Source organism: Alcanivorax sp. NBRC 101098 (assembly GCF_001010505.1).
GTDB lineage: Bacteria > Pseudomonadota > Gammaproteobacteria > Pseudomonadales > Alcanivoracaceae > Alcanivorax > Alcanivorax borkumensis.
Map to the genome: position 1 here is coordinate 977791 of NZ_AP014613.1, position 18522 is coordinate 996312.

General features: G+C 55.1%; 20 protein-coding genes and 2 tRNA genes. 13 read left to right on the forward strand and 9 right to left on the reverse strand.

All coding sequences use genetic code 11. The features are described from left to right. Positions 1 to 20: 20 nt before the first annotated feature. Positions 21 to 2312: a 5-methyltetrahydropteroyltriglutamate--homocysteine S-methyltransferase gene (gene metE / locus AS19_RS04555; protein ID WP_046961744.1), complete on the reverse strand. Its 2292-nt coding sequence runs from the start codon at positions 2310 to 2312 to the stop codon at positions 21 to 23. A gap of 228 nt (positions 2313 to 2540) precedes the next feature. On the opposite strand from metE, the gene AS19_RS04560 reads away from it, so the two are divergent. After that, positions 2541 to 3458 carry a LysR family transcriptional regulator gene (locus AS19_RS04560; protein WP_035458637.1) on the forward strand — a complete coding sequence of 306 codons (918 nt, stop codon included), beginning with the start codon at positions 2541 to 2543 and terminating at the stop codon, positions 3456 to 3458. A gap of 25 nt (positions 3459 to 3483) precedes the next feature. Here the strand turns inward: AS19_RS04560 and AS19_RS04565 are convergent, their stop codons facing one another. The 6 genes from AS19_RS04565 to AS19_RS04590 form a co-directional block, all read right to left on the reverse strand. After that, a complete protein-coding gene (locus AS19_RS04565) occupies positions 3484 to 3948 on the reverse strand; it encodes a DUF1456 family protein (protein WP_046961745.1) in 465 nt (154 codons plus the stop codon). Positions 3949 to 4431: 483 nt separating this feature from the next. After that, positions 4432 to 5025, reverse strand: a complete 594-nt coding sequence (locus AS19_RS04570) for a carboxypeptidase-like regulatory domain-containing protein (RefSeq protein WP_046961746.1) — start codon at positions 5023 to 5025, stop codon at positions 4432 to 4434. 2 nt (positions 5026 to 5027) lie between these two features. Continuing rightward, positions 5028 to 5651 (reverse strand): hypothetical protein, encoded by a 624-nt coding sequence (locus tag AS19_RS04575; RefSeq protein ID WP_046961747.1) that lies wholly within the window; start codon positions 5649 to 5651, stop codon positions 5028 to 5030. Between the two features lie 37 nt (positions 5652 to 5688). Next, positions 5689 to 6156, reverse strand: a complete 468-nt coding sequence (locus AS19_RS04580; protein ID WP_011588151.1) for a CYTH domain-containing protein — start codon at positions 6154 to 6156, stop codon at positions 5689 to 5691. Then, complete coding sequence (locus AS19_RS04585; protein ID WP_035458631.1) at positions 6140 to 6550, reverse strand: DUF4279 domain-containing protein; 411 nt, start codon at positions 6548 to 6550, stop codon at positions 6140 to 6142. Before AS19_RS04585 ends, AS19_RS04580 begins: the two co-directional genes overlap by 17 nt. Continuing rightward, on the reverse strand, positions 6547 to 7119 hold the full coding sequence (locus AS19_RS04590) for a lipocalin family protein (RefSeq protein WP_046961748.1): 573 nt from the start codon (positions 7117 to 7119) through the stop codon (positions 6547 to 6549). The genes AS19_RS04585 and AS19_RS04590 overlap by 4 nt, the downstream gene beginning before the upstream one ends. A 107-nt stretch (positions 7120 to 7226) precedes the next feature. Here AS19_RS04590 and ccmA point away from each other — a divergent pair, with 107 nt between their 5' ends. The 6 genes from ccmA (at position 7227) to AS19_RS04620 (ending at position 11685) form a co-directional block, all read left to right on the forward strand. After that, positions 7227 to 7880 (forward strand): cytochrome c biogenesis heme-transporting ATPase CcmA, encoded by a 654-nt coding sequence (ccmA, locus tag AS19_RS04595; RefSeq protein ID WP_011588154.1) that lies wholly within the window; start codon positions 7227 to 7229, stop codon positions 7878 to 7880. Further along, positions 7877 to 8545 carry a heme exporter protein CcmB gene (gene ccmB / locus AS19_RS04600; RefSeq protein WP_011588155.1) on the forward strand — a complete coding sequence of 223 codons (669 nt, stop codon included), beginning with the start codon at positions 7877 to 7879 and terminating at the stop codon, positions 8543 to 8545. The genes ccmA and ccmB overlap by 4 nt, the downstream gene beginning before the upstream one ends. Positions 8546 to 8596: 51 nt before the next feature. Beyond that, positions 8597 to 9355, forward strand: a complete 759-nt coding sequence (gene ccmC / locus AS19_RS04605; RefSeq protein WP_011588156.1) for a heme ABC transporter permease CcmC — start codon at positions 8597 to 8599, stop codon at positions 9353 to 9355. Between the two features lies 1 nt (position 9356). Beyond that, positions 9357 to 9611, forward strand: a complete 255-nt coding sequence (gene ccmD, locus AS19_RS04610; protein ID WP_011588157.1) for a heme exporter protein CcmD — start codon at positions 9357 to 9359, stop codon at positions 9609 to 9611. Next, on the forward strand, positions 9595 to 10077 hold the full coding sequence (ccmE, locus tag AS19_RS04615; protein ID WP_046961749.1) for a cytochrome c maturation protein CcmE: 483 nt from the start codon (positions 9595 to 9597) through the stop codon (positions 10075 to 10077). Before ccmD ends, ccmE begins: the two co-directional genes overlap by 17 nt. A 120-nt stretch (positions 10078 to 10197) precedes the next feature. Beyond that, the gene (locus AS19_RS04620; protein WP_011588159.1) at positions 10198 to 11685 is read left to right on the forward strand and encodes a RimK family alpha-L-glutamate ligase; all 1488 of its coding nucleotides are present in this window, start codon (positions 10198 to 10200) and stop codon (positions 11683 to 11685) included. Positions 11686 to 11908: 223 nt separating this feature from the next. Here AS19_RS04620 and AS19_RS04625 read toward each other — a convergent pair whose 3' ends face one another. Continuing rightward, positions 11909 to 12562, reverse strand: coding sequence for a glutathione S-transferase family protein (locus AS19_RS04625; RefSeq protein WP_035458626.1), 654 nt, complete (start codon positions 12560 to 12562; stop codon positions 11909 to 11911). 381 nt (positions 12563 to 12943) lie between these two features. Here AS19_RS04625 and AS19_RS04630 point away from each other — a divergent pair. The 6 genes from AS19_RS04630 to queF all read left to right on the forward strand — a co-directional run bounded on the left by AS19_RS04630 (position 12944) and on the right by queF (position 16635). Beyond that, positions 12944 to 13019, forward strand: a tRNA-Glu gene (locus AS19_RS04630). 34 nt (positions 13020 to 13053) lie between these two features. Continuing rightward, positions 13054 to 13129, forward strand: a tRNA-Gly gene (locus AS19_RS04635). 185 nt (positions 13130 to 13314) lie between these two features. Then, positions 13315 to 13986 (forward strand): histidine phosphatase family protein, encoded by a 672-nt coding sequence (locus tag AS19_RS04640; RefSeq protein ID WP_011588161.1) that lies wholly within the window; start codon positions 13315 to 13317, stop codon positions 13984 to 13986. Positions 13987 to 14024: 38 nt separating this feature from the next. Next, positions 14025 to 14969, forward strand: a complete 945-nt coding sequence (locus AS19_RS04645; RefSeq protein WP_011588162.1) for an ABC transporter ATP-binding protein — start codon at positions 14025 to 14027, stop codon at positions 14967 to 14969. Further along, the gene (locus AS19_RS04650; RefSeq protein WP_011588163.1) at positions 14966 to 15739 is read left to right on the forward strand and encodes an ABC transporter permease; all 774 of its coding nucleotides are present in this window, start codon (positions 14966 to 14968) and stop codon (positions 15737 to 15739) included. Before AS19_RS04645 ends, AS19_RS04650 begins: the two co-directional genes overlap by 4 nt. A gap of 71 nt (positions 15740 to 15810) precedes the next feature. Beyond that, positions 15811 to 16635 (forward strand): NADPH-dependent 7-cyano-7-deazaguanine reductase QueF, encoded by an 825-nt coding sequence (gene queF / locus AS19_RS04655; protein ID WP_011588164.1) that lies wholly within the window; start codon positions 15811 to 15813, stop codon positions 16633 to 16635. A gap of 152 nt (positions 16636 to 16787) precedes the next feature. Here the strand turns inward: queF and AS19_RS04660 are convergent, their stop codons facing one another. Continuing rightward, positions 16788 to 18266: an AbgT family transporter gene (locus AS19_RS04660; protein ID WP_046961750.1), complete on the reverse strand. Its 1479-nt coding sequence runs from the start codon at positions 18264 to 18266 to the stop codon at positions 16788 to 16790. Positions 18267 to 18522: the final 256 nt, after the last annotated feature.

Here is an 18522-nt window from a genome sequence, read left to right on the forward strand (position 1 = left end):
GCGCTGAACGACAGGAAAGGCTAGCTCGCCTGCCGCAACTGTTTCGCCGCATTGACCATGTTTGCCAAGGCTGCTCGGGTTTCGTCCCACTTGCGGGTTTTCAAGCCGCAGTCCGGGTTTACCCATAACCGTTCTTTAGGCAAGCGTTCGGCCGCTTTTTCCATTAGCTGTACCATCCAGGCCACGTCTGGCTCGTTGGGCGAGTGAATATCGTAAACGCCGGGGCCAATGTCATTGGGGTAGTGGAAATCTCGGAAGGCATCCAGCAGCTCCATGTTGGAGCGGGAGGTTTCGATGGTAATCACATCCGCATCCAGCGCCGCGATAGCTTCGATGATGTCGTTGAATTCCGAGTAACACATGTGGGTGTGAATCTGGGTGTCGTCATCCACGCTGACAGTGGCCAGGCGGAAACAATCCACCGCCCAGTCCAGATATTGCGTCCACTCTTCTTGGCGTAGCGGTAAGCCTTCGCGCAGAGCGGGTTCGTCAATCTGGATAACCTTGATGCCGGCCTTTTCCAGATCCTGTACTTCATCACGTAATGCTAAGGCAATCTGGCGGCAGGTGTCCGCACGGGGCTGGTCATCGCGCACGAACGACCACTGCAAAATGGTGACCGGCCCGGTGAGCATGCCTTTTACCGGCTTGTGGGTAAGAGACTGGGCGTAACGGGCCCACTCCACGGTCATGGCCTGGGGGCGCTGCACATCGCCGAAAATGATGGGGGGTTTTACGCAGCGTGAGCCATAGCTCTGCACCCAACCGAAGCGAGTAAAGGCGAAACCGTCCAGCAGTTCACCGAAGTATTCCACCATGTCATTACGTTCGGCTTCACCATGCACCAGCACATCCAGCTCCACCTCTTCCTGGTAGCGAATGCAGCGAGCAATCTCTTCCTGCATTTGTTGCTGGTATTGCGCATCGTTTAGCTTGCCGGATTTCCAGTCCCGGCGAGCGGTACGGATTTCTCGAGTCTGCGGGAAAGAGCCGATAGTGGTGGTGGGGAAAGCGGGCAACTGCAGGGCTTGTTGCTGCTGCGCAATGCGTTCGGCAAACGGGCTCACCCGGTCGCGGGAGAGCTGGCTGGCATCGGCTAGGCGCTGGGCCACGGCAGGATTATGAATCCGCGAAGATAGACCGCGAGCCTGGAGGGCAGCGCGCTGTGTTTGCAGCCCGCTATTAACGTTGCTGTCGCCACGCAGGGCACCGCCAAGCAGTGCCAGTTCTTCCAGTTTCTGTTTGGCAAAGCTCAGCCAGCTTTTCAGTTCGTTATCGAGGGTGTCTTCCTGCTCCAGATCCACCGGGCAGTGCAACAAAGAACAGGACGGCGCCAGCCAGAGCCGATCCCCCAGTTCATTGTGCAGGGCGGTGATGTTATCCAGAGCCGCGTCTAGATCGGTGCGCCAGATGTTGCGGCCGTTGATTACACCCAACGACAGCACCTTATCACCCAGACGGGGGATCACTTGGCCCAGGTCGTCATTACCACGAACCCGGTCCAGATGCAGGCCGTGCACGGGCAGTTCCAGTGCGGTGAACAGGTTGTTAGCGAGCCCGCCAAAGTAGGTGGCCAGTAACAGTTTAGTCTGGCTGGCCGAGGCCAATTGGTCGTATACGCGCAGGTAGGCTCGTTGCCAGCTATCGGGTAAATCCAGAACCAGAATAGGCTCGTCGATTTGCACCCATTGAACGCCTTGGTTTGCGAAGCGTTGCAATATTTCGCGGTAAACCGGAATCAGGTTATCCAGCAACGCGAGCTTGGCACTGTCTTCGGCGCCTTCAAAGCGGTCCCCCTTACTCAGGTACAGATAAGTAAGCGGGCCGGGGATCACCGGCTTGGGGTTGTGGCCCTGCGCTTTGGCCTCTTCGACCTGCTCGAACAGGCTTTCCCGGGCAATACGGAAGGTTTGGTCGGCGGCAAGCTCCGGCACCAGGTAGTGGTAGTTGGTATCAAACCACTTGGTCATTTCGCAGGCCGCTGCCGGGATGCCGGTGGGCGCACGTCCACGGGCCATACGGAATAAGGTGTCCAGGTTCACTGGGGCATTTGCATCTTGCTCGAAGCGTGATGGCACGACACCCAGCAGAGAGGAGAACTCCAAAATATGATCATACCAAGCGAAATCGCCCACCGGCATCAAGTCTACTCCGGCGTCGGCCTGTAAGGCCCAGTGGCGTTCACGGAGGCTTTTACCCACGTGTTCCAATTCGCTCTGTTGCAGGTCGCCGGCCCAGTAAGCTTCCTGTGCCTGTTTCAGTTCGCGGCGGGCGCCGATGCGCGGAAAGCCCAAGTTGTGCAGGGTGGTCATGACATTATTCCTTCGCCATTGCTTGCAAGCACACTTCACGCAATACGTTGCTGTGGTGCCTTGCTTGTTTAAGGTCGAGGGTATTGTGGTGGCTATGCTTCATGAGGCAAAATCAAATATCTCACTATAAGTATGAATTTTTCTCAACAATAGAATTTGCTTGCTCCAGGCGTCTCATCGCCTGCAAGCCAGTTTTCACCTCTACAATTAGCTCAAGGAAAGGCATTCATGCTTGAACTCAGACATCTCGCTACGTTGCGTGCCATTGAGGAGGCTGGATCACTGGTGGAGGCGGCAGAGCGGCTGCACGTTACCCAGTCGGCCTTGTCTCATCAGTTGAAAGATCTTGAACATCGATTGGGTGTGGCGCTGTTGGTGAGGCGAACCCGGCCGGTGCGTTTTACCACGGCCGGGTTGCGAGTGCTGGCGCTAGCACGCGATGTGCTCCCCCGGGTGCAGCAAACAGAAAGGGAACTGAAACGCTTGGCCGCCGGCCAGACTGGGCGGCTACATATCGCCATCGAGTGCCATTCCTGTTTTCAGTGGCTAATGCCGGCCCTGGATGCGTTTCGGGAACACTGGCCTGAAGTGGAGTTGGATTTATCGGCGGCGTTCAGTTTTGCACCGTTGCCTGCGCTGGCGCGGGGAGACCTGGATATGGTGGTGAGTTCCGATCCGGTGGAAAACGATGCCGTGCTGTATGTGCCATTGTTCCGCTACGAGCTGGTGCTGGCGGTGTCACGACAATCGCCGCTGGCGGGGAAAAAGTGGATCCTCCCCGACGACATCACCGACCAAACGCTGATTACCTACCCGGTGGATCGTGAGCGACTGGATGTGTTCAGCGCCTTTTTGGGCCCGGCGGGTAAAGAACCCGCAGCCATACGCACGGCTGAGCTGACCCCCATGACAGCGCAATTAGTGGCCGCAGGTCGCGGTGTAGCCGCGTTACCAAACTGGGCACTAACGGAATATACCGAACACGATTTATTGAAAACCGTACGGCTTGGTGAAAAGGGTGTGTGGCGAACGCTTTATGCGGCAGTGCGTGTGGAGGATGAACAGACCCCCTATGTGCAGGAGTTTCTCGGCACCGCCCGGGACCTGTGTTTCAAGACGCTAAGTGGTATTAGAGCGGTGCGCTAAGTTTGCTGATCTATGCGTCAGGCGCTTAGCCCCCGTCGCGATACTGAATTTGTAAGCCTTTGAGGAAATTGCGCAGGATCTGGTCTTTGCACTCCCGGTAGTGCTTGTGGCCGGGTTTGCGAAAGAAGGCACTGAGCTCATGTTTGCTCATGCGGAAGTCGGCCAGTTCTAGTACGGCCAGCACGTCTTCGGCTTGCAAGCTTAGGGCGATTTTCAGTTTCATGAAAATCATGTTGTTGGTCAGGCGGCTTTCTGGTTCTGGCTGCTGCCCTGGCTTTTTGCCGCGCAATGCGTTGATCAGGCCGTTGAGAAAAATTGCCAGAGTGCGATCGGTGCACTTTTGGAAGGCCGGGTCCTCATCTTTTTTCAGCCAGTTACTGATTTGTTCCCGGGTGACGGTTTCTCCGGCTTCAGCGAAGACGCCAATCATGCGGCTGTCGTCAAAATCGAAAATGTACCGGGTGCGGCGGAGGACATCGTTGTTGAGCATGCTGGACCTGTGGTGAGGGAAACGGAGGGCGCGACTGCCCTAGTTCAAGCCGTAATGGTACAGGGAACCGCAGGAGGGGACACGGGGGCATTATCGCTTAATCGCTAGGGGGGCGATTTTTTTGCCCGATAATGCCCGCCTTGAGGGTTTTGTTAGGCAGGCAAAGCAGCGCGTGGTGATGGAATCTTGGGGGGGGGGGGCTGCAGGATGCTTAAGAACACAGCGCCTATGCCGCCGTTACCTGCGTCGGCGGTGCCCAGGGGGGCGTTTACCCATCGCCAGATACGGGTTTTCAGGACGGTGATCGTCAGGGGCGATGGGAGAGGGTGGGGGCGCCATGCACCCCAGTGCCCCACCCGTTTCAACGATGCCTGTGCGCATGATCCTGCCCATGCTATGGGGTGCCTTCTAGCATGGGGTCGCCCCGATACTCATGGGCGACTCATGGGTGGGGCTTGTGCCAAATGTATGAGTTAAGGCTGTTTAATGATTTCCGCGTTCTTGTGCAGAAAAAATCTGCTCAATACGCTCGCTATCATGGCAGAACGTGAGCATGGAATCTTGAAAGGGGTACCGTGCCTCTTCGTCCAAATGATTTAGCCATTGGGCCAATTGTTGCTGGTAGTGAAAGTAGGGGCAGTCTTGCACCTTGCTGGCGTTTATCTCTGCAAACAGCGGTACGGTAATGTTCCGTGGTTGTTCACCGGTGGGGGGGGCGATGGTGCGCGTTTCTGCTACTGCATCGGGGTAGTCCGGGTGGCTGATTTTCCAATGAGTCGAGGCCATGTAGCTGGCGGGCATAGCCATATGAAAACCAATATGGGATTCGCCGGGTAAAGTGAACTCGCCTTTAGCATTACTGATGGCGGTGCGTGGCGTCTGCTCTGGGTCCTCGGCTAAGGTAATCGAGCGGATGGTGGCGCCGCTGATCGGTTCGCCAGTGTTGCCATCAACCACCGTGCCAGTTACCGGTTGTGCGTCCCACATACGTTGAATGGTGGGAATACAGCCGGCCAGCAACAGCATCAAGCTGACGATAATAAGCGGGCACGCGAAGGATTTTTTTAGTGATGACATAGTTACGAGGCCGTCATGATTAAGGAAGAGAGAAAGGCTTGTGTTTGTTCAGGGAAATAGCCACTGGCGAGGCCCAATAGAATGAGCCCCCACAGAACCATGCCTAGCATTATCCAGATGCCGTTGGCTAATGTTAGGCGGTTATTGCGCCGACCTTGCGTATCGTCTTGTGAAAAGTTGATAGTTTTTTGTGCTTTGAACATCACCGCCCAAGTCACGGGTATAAGCGCCAGTGAAACCAAGTCCAGTATCCCAAAGCTATCCATTCTGGCGGCGGCCCGGTCGCATACGGTGCTGATCAGGTTGGCAAGAATATACAGGGTGGCTAAGGCGAAGACCGGTAACGGTTTTGCTTTGCCTTCGTTTTCCTGATTGATGGTTTTCAACAGCGGGCCAAAGAAAAAAACGCTGAACAGGGCTCGCCATACCGGCTGTACATTCTTTCCTCGATGGTTTTTTTGGTATTGCCAGTTTTTGAAATTCCAGTAAAGGCCGTAAATACCCATAGTGGCCCAGAAAAGTAGATTGAACTTCCAGGGGGCGACCACATAGAGCGCGACCCCGGCGGCTTCAGGTTTTGCAGTTAGGATCTCGCTGGCCGGGGCTTGGTATACGTTGGATTCCATTCGCTGTTTCCGGTTTTTTGGCTAACGGTGGCGGTGGTTACGGCCAGCTTTTATAAGGTTTGGTGCTTAATGCGCTGTTGTAATAGCGCGTTTCTCCCGTGACTTCTTCCCCCAGCCAAGCCGGTTTTTCAAAGGACGTTTTTTCACTGGGGAGCTCGATTTCTGCAACGATTAAACCCTCATTATCACCGTGAAACACATCGATTTCCCAGCACAGCTCCCCTTGAGGCAATCGATAGCGGGTCTTGTCGATGACGCCGGCGCCACACAATTCGGCCAGCATCTGCTGGGCGTCAGCCAGTGGAATAGCGTATTCAAACTCACTGCGGGTCGCGCCCACGGTTTTTCCTTTGATGGTCAACCAGGCCGTGTCGCCAGTGGTGCGCACTCGCACGGTGGCGTTCTTGTCGTGGCTTAAATAACCCTGTGTTAATCGCTCTCCTGCGAGGGAGTCGGTGATGCTGAGGTCGCGAACAAGAAACTTGCGTTCAATTTCCAGTGCCATGGTCTAGTCCCAGTTGGTCAAAACTGATGTTGAATCCGAGGGCCTGAAAACCGTTGAGGATCTCGGTGGGGAGGTAAAAAGAAGGATCGTCCATGAAGAAGTATTGCGATACTCCGATGCCAAAGCGGTAGTCCGCAGGCAGGTTATTCAGAGGTACGCTGAGGCGTTGCAGCTTGAGCAGCAGCTTTTCGAAATGATCCCGGTGACTAGCGTTCTGGTCTAGTTGGCTGGACACAATCCAGCGGTTCTGACGGTGCTTGGCTTCGGGGTTAGCGTCGCTGAAACTTTCTCCTTTACGCCAGTAATCGTCAGCACTTTGCCCCATTAGTACATCCAACTGGGCCGGATCGTGATCAAAATTGAAAATGGCGAAGTAGACGTGGTGCTCGCTCATTGCTTACTGGGCCGCAGGTCACGGTTACGTTCCAGTTGATCTACGGGGAAGCCTTTAGTCTTGGCCAGCTGTAACAGTGCCTGATACTGGTCATCGCCCAGCTCCGGCTGGCGCGCGAGTATCCACAGATATTTGCGGCTGGGTTCTCCTATCACCACGGTCTGGTAGTCCTTATCCAGAGCAATAATCCAGTAGTTGCCTTCGGTAATGGTGGGGATCAATTTCGATACCCAGTTATCAAAGCGCACTTTCAATTTGGCATTGCCGGTATTGGGGACAACCCGTGCCGTGCCCACGGCTTCACGGCTCTCGTCGCCTTCGCGTTGGCAGCGGTTCACTATTTTAAGGGTGCCGTCGTCATTGGCGCTGTAGGTGGCGGTGGAATCGTAACAGCCGCGCTGAAACCATTGTGGCAAACGGGCAATTTCATACCAGGTGCCGGTATAACGTTGTAAGTCGACTTGACCCACCGTGGCCAGGGGTTTGTCGCCCCCACAGGCGCAAAGCAGCCCGCTGACGAGCAAGATGGCCAGCAGGCGAGTGGTGCGGACAGTGTGAGGCATGAACATCTTTTTCTCCCATGTTAAGGCTTACAGCCTAGATCGGCTTATTAGCGTCGAGCAAGCCCGTTTTGAACTGTCGTGCTATACTGCTGCGCTGTTTTAGGGAGCCCGATTTGAGCCAGCCAGCCACCCATTCTGACGCCGAACCCGCCACCCGCTTGGTGCTTGAGCAGCTCAGCTGCGAGCGCGATGATCGGCTGTTGTTCAGTGGTTTGAGTTTCACCGCATCGGCTGGTGAAATCTGGCAGATTACCGGGGCCAACGGGGCAGGTAAGACCACGCTGTTGCGGATTCTGGTGGGGCTCCATGGCTTCTATGAGGGTGAGCGCCAGTGGTGGCAGCCTCAGTGGCAGCAGCAATTACTGTACTTGGGGCATGAGCCTGGGGTACGTGAAGAGCTAAATCCACTGGAAAATCTGCGTTACGCTTGTGCGTTAAGCCAGCAGGGGGGAGACCCCATGGCGGCGCTGGCTGCCGTGGGGCTGCAAGGTTTTGAGGAGGTGCCGGCGGCACACCTGTCTGCTGGGCAAAAGCGTCGCATTGCCTTGGCGCGTCTGTGGCTAGACCGTAAAGCCGTGTGGGTGCTCGATGAGCCCTATACTGCCATCGATCAAGATGGGGTGGCGGCGCTGGACCAGCAAATCCAGCAGGCGGCTGAAGCGGGCACCTTGGTGATTTATACCTCTCACCACCAGGTCGGCGATGGCGTGCGGCGATTACATCTGGCCCACGGGCAGGCAGAAGTGACGGAAGGGGGGCGGGTATGAGCGTGTTTCGCGCGGCGCTGTCCCGTGAGTTGCTGGTGCTGTGGCGTAGCCCGGCAGAAATCATCAATCCGTTGTTTTTCTTTGTCATGGTGATCAGCCTGTTTCCGTTGGCGATTTCCCCGAAACCGGAATTATTGGCGCTGGTGGCCCCCGGGGTGCTTTGGGTGGCCGCGTTGTTGGCGGTGATGTTATCGCTGGATGGGTTGTTCCGCCGCGACCAGGAAAGTGGTGTGTTGGAGTTGTTGCTCACAGCCCCGGTGATGGCCGTGGTGCCGGTGAGCGCCAAGCTGCTGGCTCATTGGTTACTCACTGGCTTGCCGTTGGTACTGATTTCACCGGTGCTGGCGCATATGCTGCAGCTGCCCAATGGGGTGCTGGCTACGGTGGTGCTGAGTTTATTGTTGGGCACGCCAGCACTGACCATTATTGGTGCTATTGGTGCAGCGCTTACGGTGGGGTTGAATCGGGGCGGTATTCTGTTGGCGGTGCTGGTGCTGCCCTTGTATATCCCGGTACTGATTTTTGGCGCCGGGGCGGTGAGTGCCGCTGTGGATGGCGGTGCAGTGAATGGCATTCTGGCTATTCTCGGGGCCTTGCTGGCGCTGACCATTAGCTTAGGCCCGTTGGCGGTGGCTGCCGGCCTAAAAATCAGCTCAGGGAATTAAGCGCGCCGCTATCCGACGGGAAAGCGGGCGGTATTGAAAGTAGGTGTCTGCATGGTTTGGCAAACAATAAAACGCTGGTATCACATGCTCGGTTCGCCGCGCTATTTCTACAGGTTCAGTTCTGCGCTGCTGCCATGGCTCACGCCCATTGCGTTGCTGGTGTTTACTGTGGGCATTGTCTGGGGGTTAGCGTTTGCCCCCAGTGATTATCAGCAGGGCAACAGCTACCGAATTATTTTTATTCATGTGCCGGCTTCCAGTGGTGCTCTGATGGGGTATGTGGCCATGGGCGTTGCGGGGTTGGTTGCTGTGGTGTGGCGGATGAAAATGGCCGAAGTAATGATGAAAGCCATTGCCCCTTTCGGGGCTGTGTTGGCGGCAATCTCCTTGGCCACCGGTGCACTGTGGGGGAAGCCTACCTGGGGCACCTACTGGCAGTGGGATGCTCGGATGACCTCCATGCTGATTTTACTGTTCATGTATGTGGGCGTGATTGCCCTGCAAAACGTGATCCGCGATCCTCGCCAGGCAGCCCGCGCCGCTGGCTTGCTGGCCATGGTGGGGGTGATCAATGTGGTGATCGTGAAATATTCGGTGGAATGGGTGCAGACCCTGCATCAGGGCTCGACCCTGAAGCTGTTAGGGGAATCCACGATTAACCCGGCCATGAAATATCCGCTGTTAATCAGCATGCTGGGAACTTGGCTGCTATATGCGGTCAATGTAATGGTGCGTGCGCGTACCGAAGTAGTATGGCGAGAGCGGCGCAGCAAGTGGGTGCGCAAGCTGATGAAGGATGGAGGGCAATAGCATGTATTTCGATAGCATTGCCGATTTCATCGCCATGGGAAAACACGGTTTTTATGTTTGGAGCGCCTATGGAATCAGTGCGTTTCTGATGATTGCCAGCATGCTGCTGGCGCTGCGCGGTAAGCGACAAGTGCGTCAAACGCTGGCGCGGCAATGGCGTCTTGAGGACATTGCTAAGCAACAAGCTCAAGACACGGCGAGTCGACAGCAATCCAGTAAGCAAACGCCTGAGGTAAACGATGAATCCGGTACGTAAGCAGCGTCTTTTGGTGGTACTCGCCGTTTTGGCTGGCTTGGGGGTTGCCTGTGCCCTGATGTTTTATGCGCTGCGCCAAAACATCAACCTGTTCTATACCCCTCAGCAAATTGCTGCAGGGGAGGCTCCGCTGGATGCCCAGATGCGCGTGGGCGGTTTAGTGGAACCGGGTACCGTTATCCGTAACCCGGAAACATTGGACGTGACCTTTGTGCTCACTGATGGCAAGGGACGCTTCACCGTGCACTATCAAGGGATACTGCCGGACCTGTTCCGCGAAGGGCAGGGTATTGTTGCCAACGGCACGCTGATCAGCCAGACCCGCTTTGAAGCCGAGGAAGTTCTGGCCAAGCATGATGAAACTTATATGCCACCGGAGGTACAGGATGCGCTGGAAAAAGCGGGTCATCCGGGTGCCCAAAAACCAGAAGGCAAGGCTCAGCAGCAAAGCGGGCCAGCTTACTAGCGGGTAGTCGAGAAGCCGGCTGGCGGCAGCCGGTAAATTTCTCTTGCTCAACGCCTGGTTTCGGCCCTACATTCGCCTTTATCGGACCCCGTTCGGGGGGCCACCGTTCTAGGGCTTTTCATGAGTCAGGCCATCATCCTGGTAGACGACCCCGCTGACTGGGCCGCCTACTATCCTGCCCGTCATCTACTTTCTGCCAAGGACTACCTACAAGCGCAGCAGCCGGTGTGTACCGACAAAAAGGTGCAGGTGATCAACCTGTGCCGCAGCTATAAGTATTTGAGCCCGGGGTACTACTGTTCGTTGCTGGCGGAAGCCCGTGGTCAGCGAGTATTGCCGTCTGTGCGCACGGTGAATGACTTGAGTCGCAAAGCGCTCTATGGGCTGCACTTCGGTCAGTTCGAGGCCGCGCTGGATAAGGCGATGAAACACAAGGGCGGTAGCAATGATCATTTTAGCCTGCTGTTGTTTTTCGGTCATACCGAACAGGAAGGCCTAATTGACCTGGGCCGGCAGATTTTCGACCAGTTACCGTGCCCGTTGCTAAAGGTGGATTTCCGCCGCCGGGAACACTGGGGTATTGAGGCGCTGAAGCCGCTGACCTTGAAGCAGCTGCAAGGGGCGCAGGAGGATGCGTTTGCCCGTGCTCTTGAGCAGTTTAATGCCCGGGTGTGGCGTAATCCCCGTCGTCGTCGCAGTGATCGCTACGAGCTGGCGATGTTGGTTAACGAGGAAGAGGTTCTGCCGCCCAGCAACAAGATGGCCCTAAAGCGGTTTGTTCGTGCTGGTAGGCAACTGGGTATCAAGGTGGATCTGATCGGCCGTGACGCCTATACGCGTTTGGGTGAATACGATGGCCTGTTTATTCGTGAGACCACCGCACTGGATCATCACACATACCAGTTCGCCCGCAAGGCGGAGCAGGAAGGGATGGTGGTAATGGATGATCCCGGTTCCATCCTGCGTTGTACCAACAAGATTTATCTGGCGGAGTTGATGCAGGCCAACAATGTGCCGGTGCCTCCGACGGCGTTTGTGTTCAGTGACGATGATGCCCAGATTGACTCGCTGATTGCAGAATTGAATCTACCCATGGTGCTGAAAATTCCGGACGGCAGTTTTTCTCGAGGCATTAGCAAAGTCGCGACCCGCGAAGCGTTGACGGAGGCCTTGCGAGGTTACCTTAAGCAATCCTCTGTGGTGTTGGCCCAGGCCTTCATGTACACCGATTACGACTGGCGCATTGGGGTGCTCAATCATCGGCCGTTGTTTGCCTGCCAGTATTTTATGAGCAAGGGCCACTGGCAGATTTATCATCACCAGAGCAGCGGCAAAACCGCGTCGGGTAACAGTCGTACCCTGCCGGTGCAGGAGGTGCCCCCCAAGGTACTAAAAGCCGCCTTGAAGGCCGCTAAGCTCATGGGTAATGGCCTCTATGGGGTGGATTTGAAACAGTCCGGTGAGGAGGTGGTCGTGATTGAAGTCAACGATAACCCCAATATTGATGCCGGGGTGGAAGATGCCTGGCTAGGCGAAGACTTGTATCGGCAAGTGATGCTGGAATTTTTGCGGCGTTTGGAGGCCAAGCGAATCGGTTTGCCAATGTGAAGGGGCTGGTTGCCTGTTGATAAAGCGTAATAATGAGAGCGAGCTAGGCAGGAAGGCCTGAATGACGTGGCCTCAAGTGCGCAGCAGCAGAAAGACTCTAAGGCGCTCTGTCCAAGCTCACTGGTGCGCTGCAGTATTCAAAACGTCAGAGGCCGCATCCACTCTATGATCGCGGCCTCTGAGCAAGGAGCCGCACGCTTTCGCGCAAGGCTATCCAGTCGCTTTACCCAAGAACTTTTTGGATGAAGCCAGACTCTTTCTCAATGGTTTGGACGAAGGGCGGCAGCGCGTGCATGCGTTTGATATGTGCGGCCAGATTGGGATAAGTGGTGGCATCCAGCTGTTCGCCAGCATGATGAAAGTTCACCATTTGGCTTGCTAGCGCAATGTCAGCCACGGTCATGTTGTCGCCCACTAGAAACTCCCGACCTTCCAGTGTCTTTTCCAGATAGACAAACAGGGGAGGGATAGTCGTGCTTAGCGCATGCTGGACTTTTTCTTCGTCACATTCTTTGCCCAGTAGGGGCATAAGTACGCGATTACGGAATACTGCAAAGGTACAGCGCATGGCAAGATCGTAATCAATAAAGCGTTCTAGCCAGATGACTTGCCCCATTTCCATGGCATCGCTTGGGTAAAGCGCAGGTTCCGGGTGGACTTTTTCCATCCAAGCGCAAATGGCGGCAGAGTCAGCCAGGAATTGACCATCTACTTCCAGTGCAGGGATACGCTTCATGGGGCTAATTTTTTCGTAGCCCTCCGGGGGGGCGTTGGGGTCGATATGAACGGATTCGAATTCGATCCCTTTCAGCGCGAGGGCGACCCGGGTTTTGCGGACGAACGGTGACAGGGCGGCCCCGTACAGCTTGATGGACATGCGTTTCTCCCGATAAATGAATATATTTTGCCAATTTGGTGGAATTGGCATGGTTGTTATAGCGCGCTTAAACAGGCTGCTCAGAGTTCTTTGCACGCTTCAGCCGATAATCTGAAGCGTTTGCTCTTATGACGCCAGCCTGCGGGTACTTTTGTTGATGTAGATGATCACACGTCATAATCCGCAAACACGACCTGATAGCACTCTTTTCACGTTAAAGTAGCAAACTCCGGTGTGGTTTATATAGGTCCAGCGCTAGGCTTCCTACTAGAGCAGCATGATTTTTTTGGGTCAATGGCGGTTAGTGAAAATTTTTTTCTTGACGATTGCCCGGCAGATACCTATTCTACGCGCCGCTTTGACGTACCACGTCAAGCCCGGGTCCCCTTCGTCTAGTGGCCCAGGACACCGCCCTTTCACGGCGGTAACAGGGGTTCGACTCCCCTAGGGGACGCCACTAATTCGCTAGTAGTTAGCTGGCAAGCAGTTAAGCGGGAATAGCTCAGTTGGTAGAGCACGACCTTGCCAAGGTCGGGGTCGCGAGTTCGAATCTCGTTTCCCGCTCCAAATAAAAAAGGGACCCAAACGGGTCCCTTTTTTTATTGGTGCTTGTGGTTGTGTCTTCATCGATTCCTTCTATGTAACCTGCGAGCTTCTTCGCTGACTTGCCCGTGTATTGCGAAATTCATTCTCATGGTTTGCTTTCGCTACGGCGCTCCGTACACTAAGGCTTCACCGAAAGTGAAGAGACTATGGCGCGCCTACACCCGCGATTGCTGGAAGCCCTCAACCTGTTGCCGCAGGACAAACCCGTTCATTTGCTGACGCGCCACTCCGTGCGTGAATTGGCCAAAAACGGTTTTGCGGACTATCGGTTGCCTCTGACGCCGGAAGGCATTGATATGGCGCGCGAATGGGGTGGCCGGTTGGCGCGCCCGGTGGATGCGTTCTTTTCGAGTCCGGTGGGGCGTTGTGTGAACACCGCTAAAGCCATGGCTGAAGGTGCTCGCAAAGCTGGGCTGCTTGAGGCGATTCCCGAGATCACCACAGATACCACTTTGGTGGAGCCGGGCTGCTATGTAGAAGACCTAAATCAGGTTGGCCCTACGTTCTTGAAAATGGGCGCGTTTAAATTCATTAATCGGCACCTGCAGCAACCCTTCGATGGCATGCTGTCGCCGGCAGAGGGACGCGCAAAGCTGGCGCGTTATCTAGGCGAGCGTGAACCGGCGCCCGGCCACCTTAATGTGCACGTGACCCATGACACCATTCTTGCTGTGCTGGTGGCGGAGCTGCACGGGCATCGGCGTATTACCGAAGACGACTGGCCCTGGATGATGGAAGGTCTGTGGCTGTGGTTCAGTGGAGGCCAACTTCACTGGGTGTGGCGTGGTGATCACGGACACCGTGCGTTGGGTAACTGACCACGCTGACAGCCTTTTTCTCCGTTTACCGATTTCTCATGAGGTGTGCCTTGTCCGCACTGACAATTCGCAATTTGACCAAAACCTATGCCAATGGCGTGCAAGCGCTTAAAGGGATTGATCTTGAGGTGAAGAAGGGCGATTTCTTTGCCTTGCTAGGCCCCAATGGCGCTGGTAAATCCACCACTATTGGCGTGATCAGCTCTCTGGTGAATAAGTCCGACGGCGATGTGAGTATTTTTGGCTACTCCCTGGATACTCAGCGCTCTCTGGCCAAGAAGCAGATCGGCGTAGTGCCTCAGGAATTCAATTTCAACCAGTTCGAGAAAGTGTTCGATATTGTGGTGACCCAGGCCGGGTTCTACGGTATTCCTGGCCCGTTGGCCCGGGAGCGGGCAGAAAAGTATTTGCGCCAACTGGGCTTGTGGGACAAGCGCGATAAGCAATCTCGTACTCTTTCGGGGGGCATGAAGCGCCGTTTAATGATTGCCCGTGCCCTGGTTCACGAGCCGGAGTTGTTGATTCTGGACGAACCCACCGCAGGTGTAGACATCGAACTGCGCCGATCTATGTGGGATTTTCTCACTAAGCTGAATGAGCAAGGTAAAACGATCATTCTGACCACGCATTACCTGGAAGAAGCGGAATCCTTGTGTCGGCATATCGCCATTATTGATCATGGTGTCATCGCCGAAAACACCGACATGAAATCTCTATTGGAACAATTGCAGGTAGAAACTTTTATTCTTGATCTGGCTCGGCCCGTTACGCAGGCCCCACAGCTGGACGGTTTTGAAGTGTCGCTGCGTGATGCCAAAACCCTGGAGGTGGCGGTGCCGAAAAGCGAAAGCCTGAATACGCTGTTTGCGGAATTGGCTAGGCAAAACTTTGAAGTAATGAGCATGCGTAATAAGGCGAACCGGTTGGAAGAATTGTTTGTTCGATTGGTTGAGCAGAACCTGCCAGGGGGGAGGGCGTCATGAATGCACGCGAGCAGTGGATTGCATTCCTCACACTGGTAACGAAAGAAATTCGTCGTTTTACCCGTATCTGGCCGCAGACTTTGTTGCCCCCTGCGATCACCATGACCCTATATTTTGTGATTTTTGGCAATCTCATCGGTAGCCGTATTGGTGACATGGGAGGCTTCGATTACATGCAATATATCGTGCCGGGCTTGATCATGATGAGTGTGATCCAGAATAGTTATGGCAATGTAGTGAGCTCGTTCTTTTCCACCAAGTTCCAGCATTCCATTGAGGAAATGTTGGTGTCGCCGATGCCGTCCCATGTGATCCTCAATGGCTATATTGTCGGCGGCATGGTGCGTGGCATGCTGGTAGGGCTAATTGTCAGCGTGTTGAGCCTCTTTTTTACCCATCTTTCCATGCAGCACATGGCTATTACGGTGACGGTGGTGGTGCTCACTGCAGCGTTGTTTGCGCTGGGGGGGTTCATCAATGCGGTTTTTGCCACTAAGTTTGATGATATATCCATTGTCCCCACCTTTATCCTAACGCCTCTGACTTACCTGGGCGGGGTGTTTTATTCCATCGATCTATTGCCCGAGTTTTGGCGTACCGTGAGCCTGGCGAACCCGATCGTGTATATGGTTAATGCTTTTCGTTATGGCGTGTTGGGCGTGAGTGATGTGAATGTGTACGCTTCATTGGCAGCAATTCTGGTGTTCGTGATCGCTTTCTATCTATTCGCACTATGGTTATTGCATCGTGGTACCGGTATTCGGCACTAACCAATTGGCTTGAATCCGGTTATCTTTAACCATTGCCGACGACCCATGGTGGGGGCTACCAAGAGGTTATCATGAGTTATCTTAAAGAAACGCCGCTGGGTCGTTCCAGTGAGTATGTTGATCAATACATGCCTTCGCTGTTGTGTCCGGTGCCGCGCTGGGACGCGCGCGAGGGCCTGGAGCTGGAAAGTGCCACACTGCCTTTTCACGGCTCGGATATTTGGAATGCCTACGAATTGTCCTGGCTCAATGAAAAGGGCAAGCCCATTGTGGCCATGTGCGAGCTGCGTGTTCCGTGCACAACCCCGAACATTGTTGAGTCCAAGTCCTTAAAGCTGTATTTGAATTCGTTTGCCAATACTCGCTTTCAAAGCCGCGATGCGGTGCGTGCTGCTATTGAGAAAGATGTGGCACAAACAGCAGGGGGCAACATTGAGGTATTACTGTTTTCGCTGCAGGAGTCGGCGGGTTTCCCTGTGTGGGAAGATCGCGGCGATTGCGTGGACAATATAGATCTGAATTTCGAGCATTACGAGTACCGGCCTGATTTGCTGTTATGCGATCAGGGCCCCGAACAAACTGGCCAGTTGTATTCTCATTTGTTGCGCAGCCATTGTCCGGTTACCGATCAGCCAGACTGGGCGACAGTGGTCGTTCGTTACACCGGTCGTGCTATCAGCCCGGCCAGCTTTTTGCGCTATGTGGTATCGCTGCGAAATCATCAGGGCTTTCACGAGCAGATTATTGAACAAATGTTTGTCGATCTGATGACGCAATGTTCGCCTCGCCACCTGACCGTTTACGGTCGTTTTACCCGGCGTGGTGGAATTGATATCAATCCGTTCCGCTCAAACAGTGAGCAGCCATTACCGAACCGTCGCACTATTCGCCAGTAAGGGAAAGTAGCGGCGGGTTTGTGGTTTTGCTGTTTACCTTCGTGTCATTGGCGTTATCTTGTTGCCGCCTTCTGTCTAGTATGGCTGGAGGTACGGTTTCTTAACGTTCTAATTCGAGTAAGTTGCCACGCGTTTCAACCTTCACTTTTAACTCAAGGCCCCAAAGGCCAGCCAAACCCAATCCACACCCCCAATAATACCGACCATCCCAGTAGTAATGTCAGGCTGTAGGGCAGCATCAGTGCAATGAGGGTGCCGATGCCCGTCTCTGGCTGATAGCGGCGAGCGAAACCCAGCACCAGCACAAAATAGGGCATCAGTGGAGTGATGATATTGGTACTGGAGTCGCCCACTCGATAGGCCGCCTGGCTGGCCTCGGGAGAAATGCCCAGTAACATCAGCATGGGAATAAAGACCGGCGCAAGGATCGACCACTTGGCCGAGGCGCTGCCGATCATCAGATTGATCAGTGCGGTGAGCACCACAAACAGTAATAACAGAACCACCTTGGGCACGGTCAGTGCACCGAGCCAGGCGGCGCCTTTCACAGCTAATAGCAGGCCCAGCTGGCTGTAGTTAAACCAGGCAACAAATTGCGCGGCGAAGAACATCAATACCAGGTAGCCGGCCATGGACGCCATGGTCACTTCCATGGCAGTGATAACCGCTCCACTGTTGCGAAACTGTCCGCTGACCCTGCCATAAACCGCACCGCAGATGCCGGCAATCAACGCCACGATGACCACCAGACCATGAATAAACGGCGAGCCCAGCACGCTGCCGGTATCCGGGTGGCGCAGTGGTGCATTGTTTGGCAATACCAGTAGCGCTAGCCCTGCCAGTAGCATTGCCAGTGTCAGGCCGGTCCACTTCATGGCGCGGGAATGGATTTGCGGCGCGTCCACTGATGCGTCAGCCACGGTATTGGCGTGGGCCAGCCGGGGTTCGGTGAGCGTGCGAGTGATTAGAGTGACCAGCCCGGTCACCAGAAAGGTGGAGGCGATGATAAACCAGTAGTTGCCGGTGGCCGCCACCGTGCGGTCCGGGTCGATGATGTGTGCCGCTTCTGTCGAGAGCCCTGCGAGCGTGGCGTCCACCGGGCCGACCAGTAAGTTCGCGCTGAAGCCGCCAGAAACTGCGGCAAAGGCGGTGGCGATACCGGCGATGGGGGGGCGGCCGGCCAGCTGAAACACCAGTCCTGCCAGCGGTATCAGCACTACGTAACCGGCGTCCACGGTCAAACTGGAGAGTACCCCGGCAAAGGCAACGGTGAATACCAGAGCGCCGCCGGAAGCGCGTCGTACTAAGCTGGCCAGACTAACGGACAGTAGGCCGGACTGCTCTGCCACGCCTAGGCCTAGCATGGCGACCAGCACCACGCCAAGAGGGGCAAAGCCGGTAAAATTACCCACGAGGGTTGTGAACAGATAACGCAGGCCGTCTGCATCCAGCAAGGAATGGGCGGTAATGGTTTCATCGGTGAGCGGGTGGGTGGCGGTCACATCCAGTGCGCCCAGCACGGCAGTAAGAGGCAGCAGTAGCAAGCAAAACCAGACAAACAACAGCGTGGGGTGGGGCAATCGATTGCCCAGTTGCTCCAGTCGAGCCAGCCAGCCATGGGTGCGGGTCATGGATGTATTTCCTTGAAGTGTATCCTCTACTGTAGCGAGTGGGTCGAATGGCGGGCAAGTAATAGCAGGCCGCAAGTTCGATACCCACGTGCCTCACGTTATATTCGAAACATGCCTTTGGCGTTGATTGGCAGCATTTAAGCTGATTTTGTAGCGGGTTACGGGGAGCAGAGAGGAATAAAAAAAGCCCCACGTTTGCGGGGCTTTTTTATATTTGGCGGTGAGGGAGGCCGCCAAGAGTAAGTGTAAGGCATTG

Bases quoted from the DNA above. Each gene is read 5' to 3' on its own strand.
- metE (WP_046961744.1), bottom strand. From the start codon at position 2,312: ATGACCACCCTGCACAACTTGGGCTTTCCGCGCATCGGCGCCCGCCGC.
- AS19_RS04560 (WP_035458637.1), top strand. From the start codon at position 2,541: ATGCTTGAACTCAGACATCTCGCTACGTTGCGTGCCATTGAGGAGGCT.
- AS19_RS04565 (WP_046961745.1), bottom strand. From the start codon at position 3,948: ATGCTCAACAACGATGTCCTCCGCCGCACCCGGTACATTTTCGATTTT.
- AS19_RS04570 (WP_046961746.1), bottom strand. From the start codon at position 5,025: ATGTCATCACTAAAAAAATCCTTCGCGTGCCCGCTTATTATCGTCAGC.
- AS19_RS04575 (WP_046961747.1), bottom strand. From the start codon at position 5,651: ATGGAATCCAACGTATACCAAGCCCCGGCCAGCGAGATCCTAACTGCA.
- AS19_RS04580 (WP_011588151.1), bottom strand. From the start codon at position 6,156: ATGGCACTGGAAATTGAACGCAAGTTTCTTGTTCGCGACCTCAGCATC.
- AS19_RS04585 (WP_035458631.1), bottom strand. From the start codon at position 6,550: ATGAGCGAGCACCACGTCTACTTCGCCATTTTCAATTTTGATCACGAT.
- AS19_RS04590 (WP_046961748.1), bottom strand. From the start codon at position 7,119: ATGTTCATGCCTCACACTGTCCGCACCACTCGCCTGCTGGCCATCTTG.
- ccmB (WP_011588155.1), top strand. From the start codon at position 7,877: ATGAGCGTGTTTCGCGCGGCGCTGTCCCGTGAGTTGCTGGTGCTGTGG.
- ccmC (WP_011588156.1), top strand. From the start codon at position 8,597: ATGGTTTGGCAAACAATAAAACGCTGGTATCACATGCTCGGTTCGCCG.
- ccmD (WP_011588157.1), top strand. From the start codon at position 9,357: ATGTATTTCGATAGCATTGCCGATTTCATCGCCATGGGAAAACACGGT.
- ccmE (WP_046961749.1), top strand. From the start codon at position 9,595: ATGAATCCGGTACGTAAGCAGCGTCTTTTGGTGGTACTCGCCGTTTTG.
- AS19_RS04620 (WP_011588159.1), top strand. From the start codon at position 10,198: ATGAGTCAGGCCATCATCCTGGTAGACGACCCCGCTGACTGGGCCGCC.
- AS19_RS04625 (WP_035458626.1), bottom strand. From the start codon at position 12,562: ATGTCCATCAAGCTGTACGGGGCCGCCCTGTCACCGTTCGTCCGCAAA.
- AS19_RS04640 (WP_011588161.1), top strand. From the start codon at position 13,315: ATGGCGCGCCTACACCCGCGATTGCTGGAAGCCCTCAACCTGTTGCCG.
- AS19_RS04645 (WP_011588162.1), top strand. From the start codon at position 14,025: ATGAGGTGTGCCTTGTCCGCACTGACAATTCGCAATTTGACCAAAACC.
- AS19_RS04650 (WP_011588163.1), top strand. From the start codon at position 14,966: ATGAATGCACGCGAGCAGTGGATTGCATTCCTCACACTGGTAACGAAA.
- queF (WP_011588164.1), top strand. From the start codon at position 15,811: ATGAGTTATCTTAAAGAAACGCCGCTGGGTCGTTCCAGTGAGTATGTT.
- AS19_RS04660 (WP_046961750.1), bottom strand. From the start codon at position 18,266: ATGACCCGCACCCATGGCTGGCTGGCTCGACTGGAGCAACTGGGCAAT.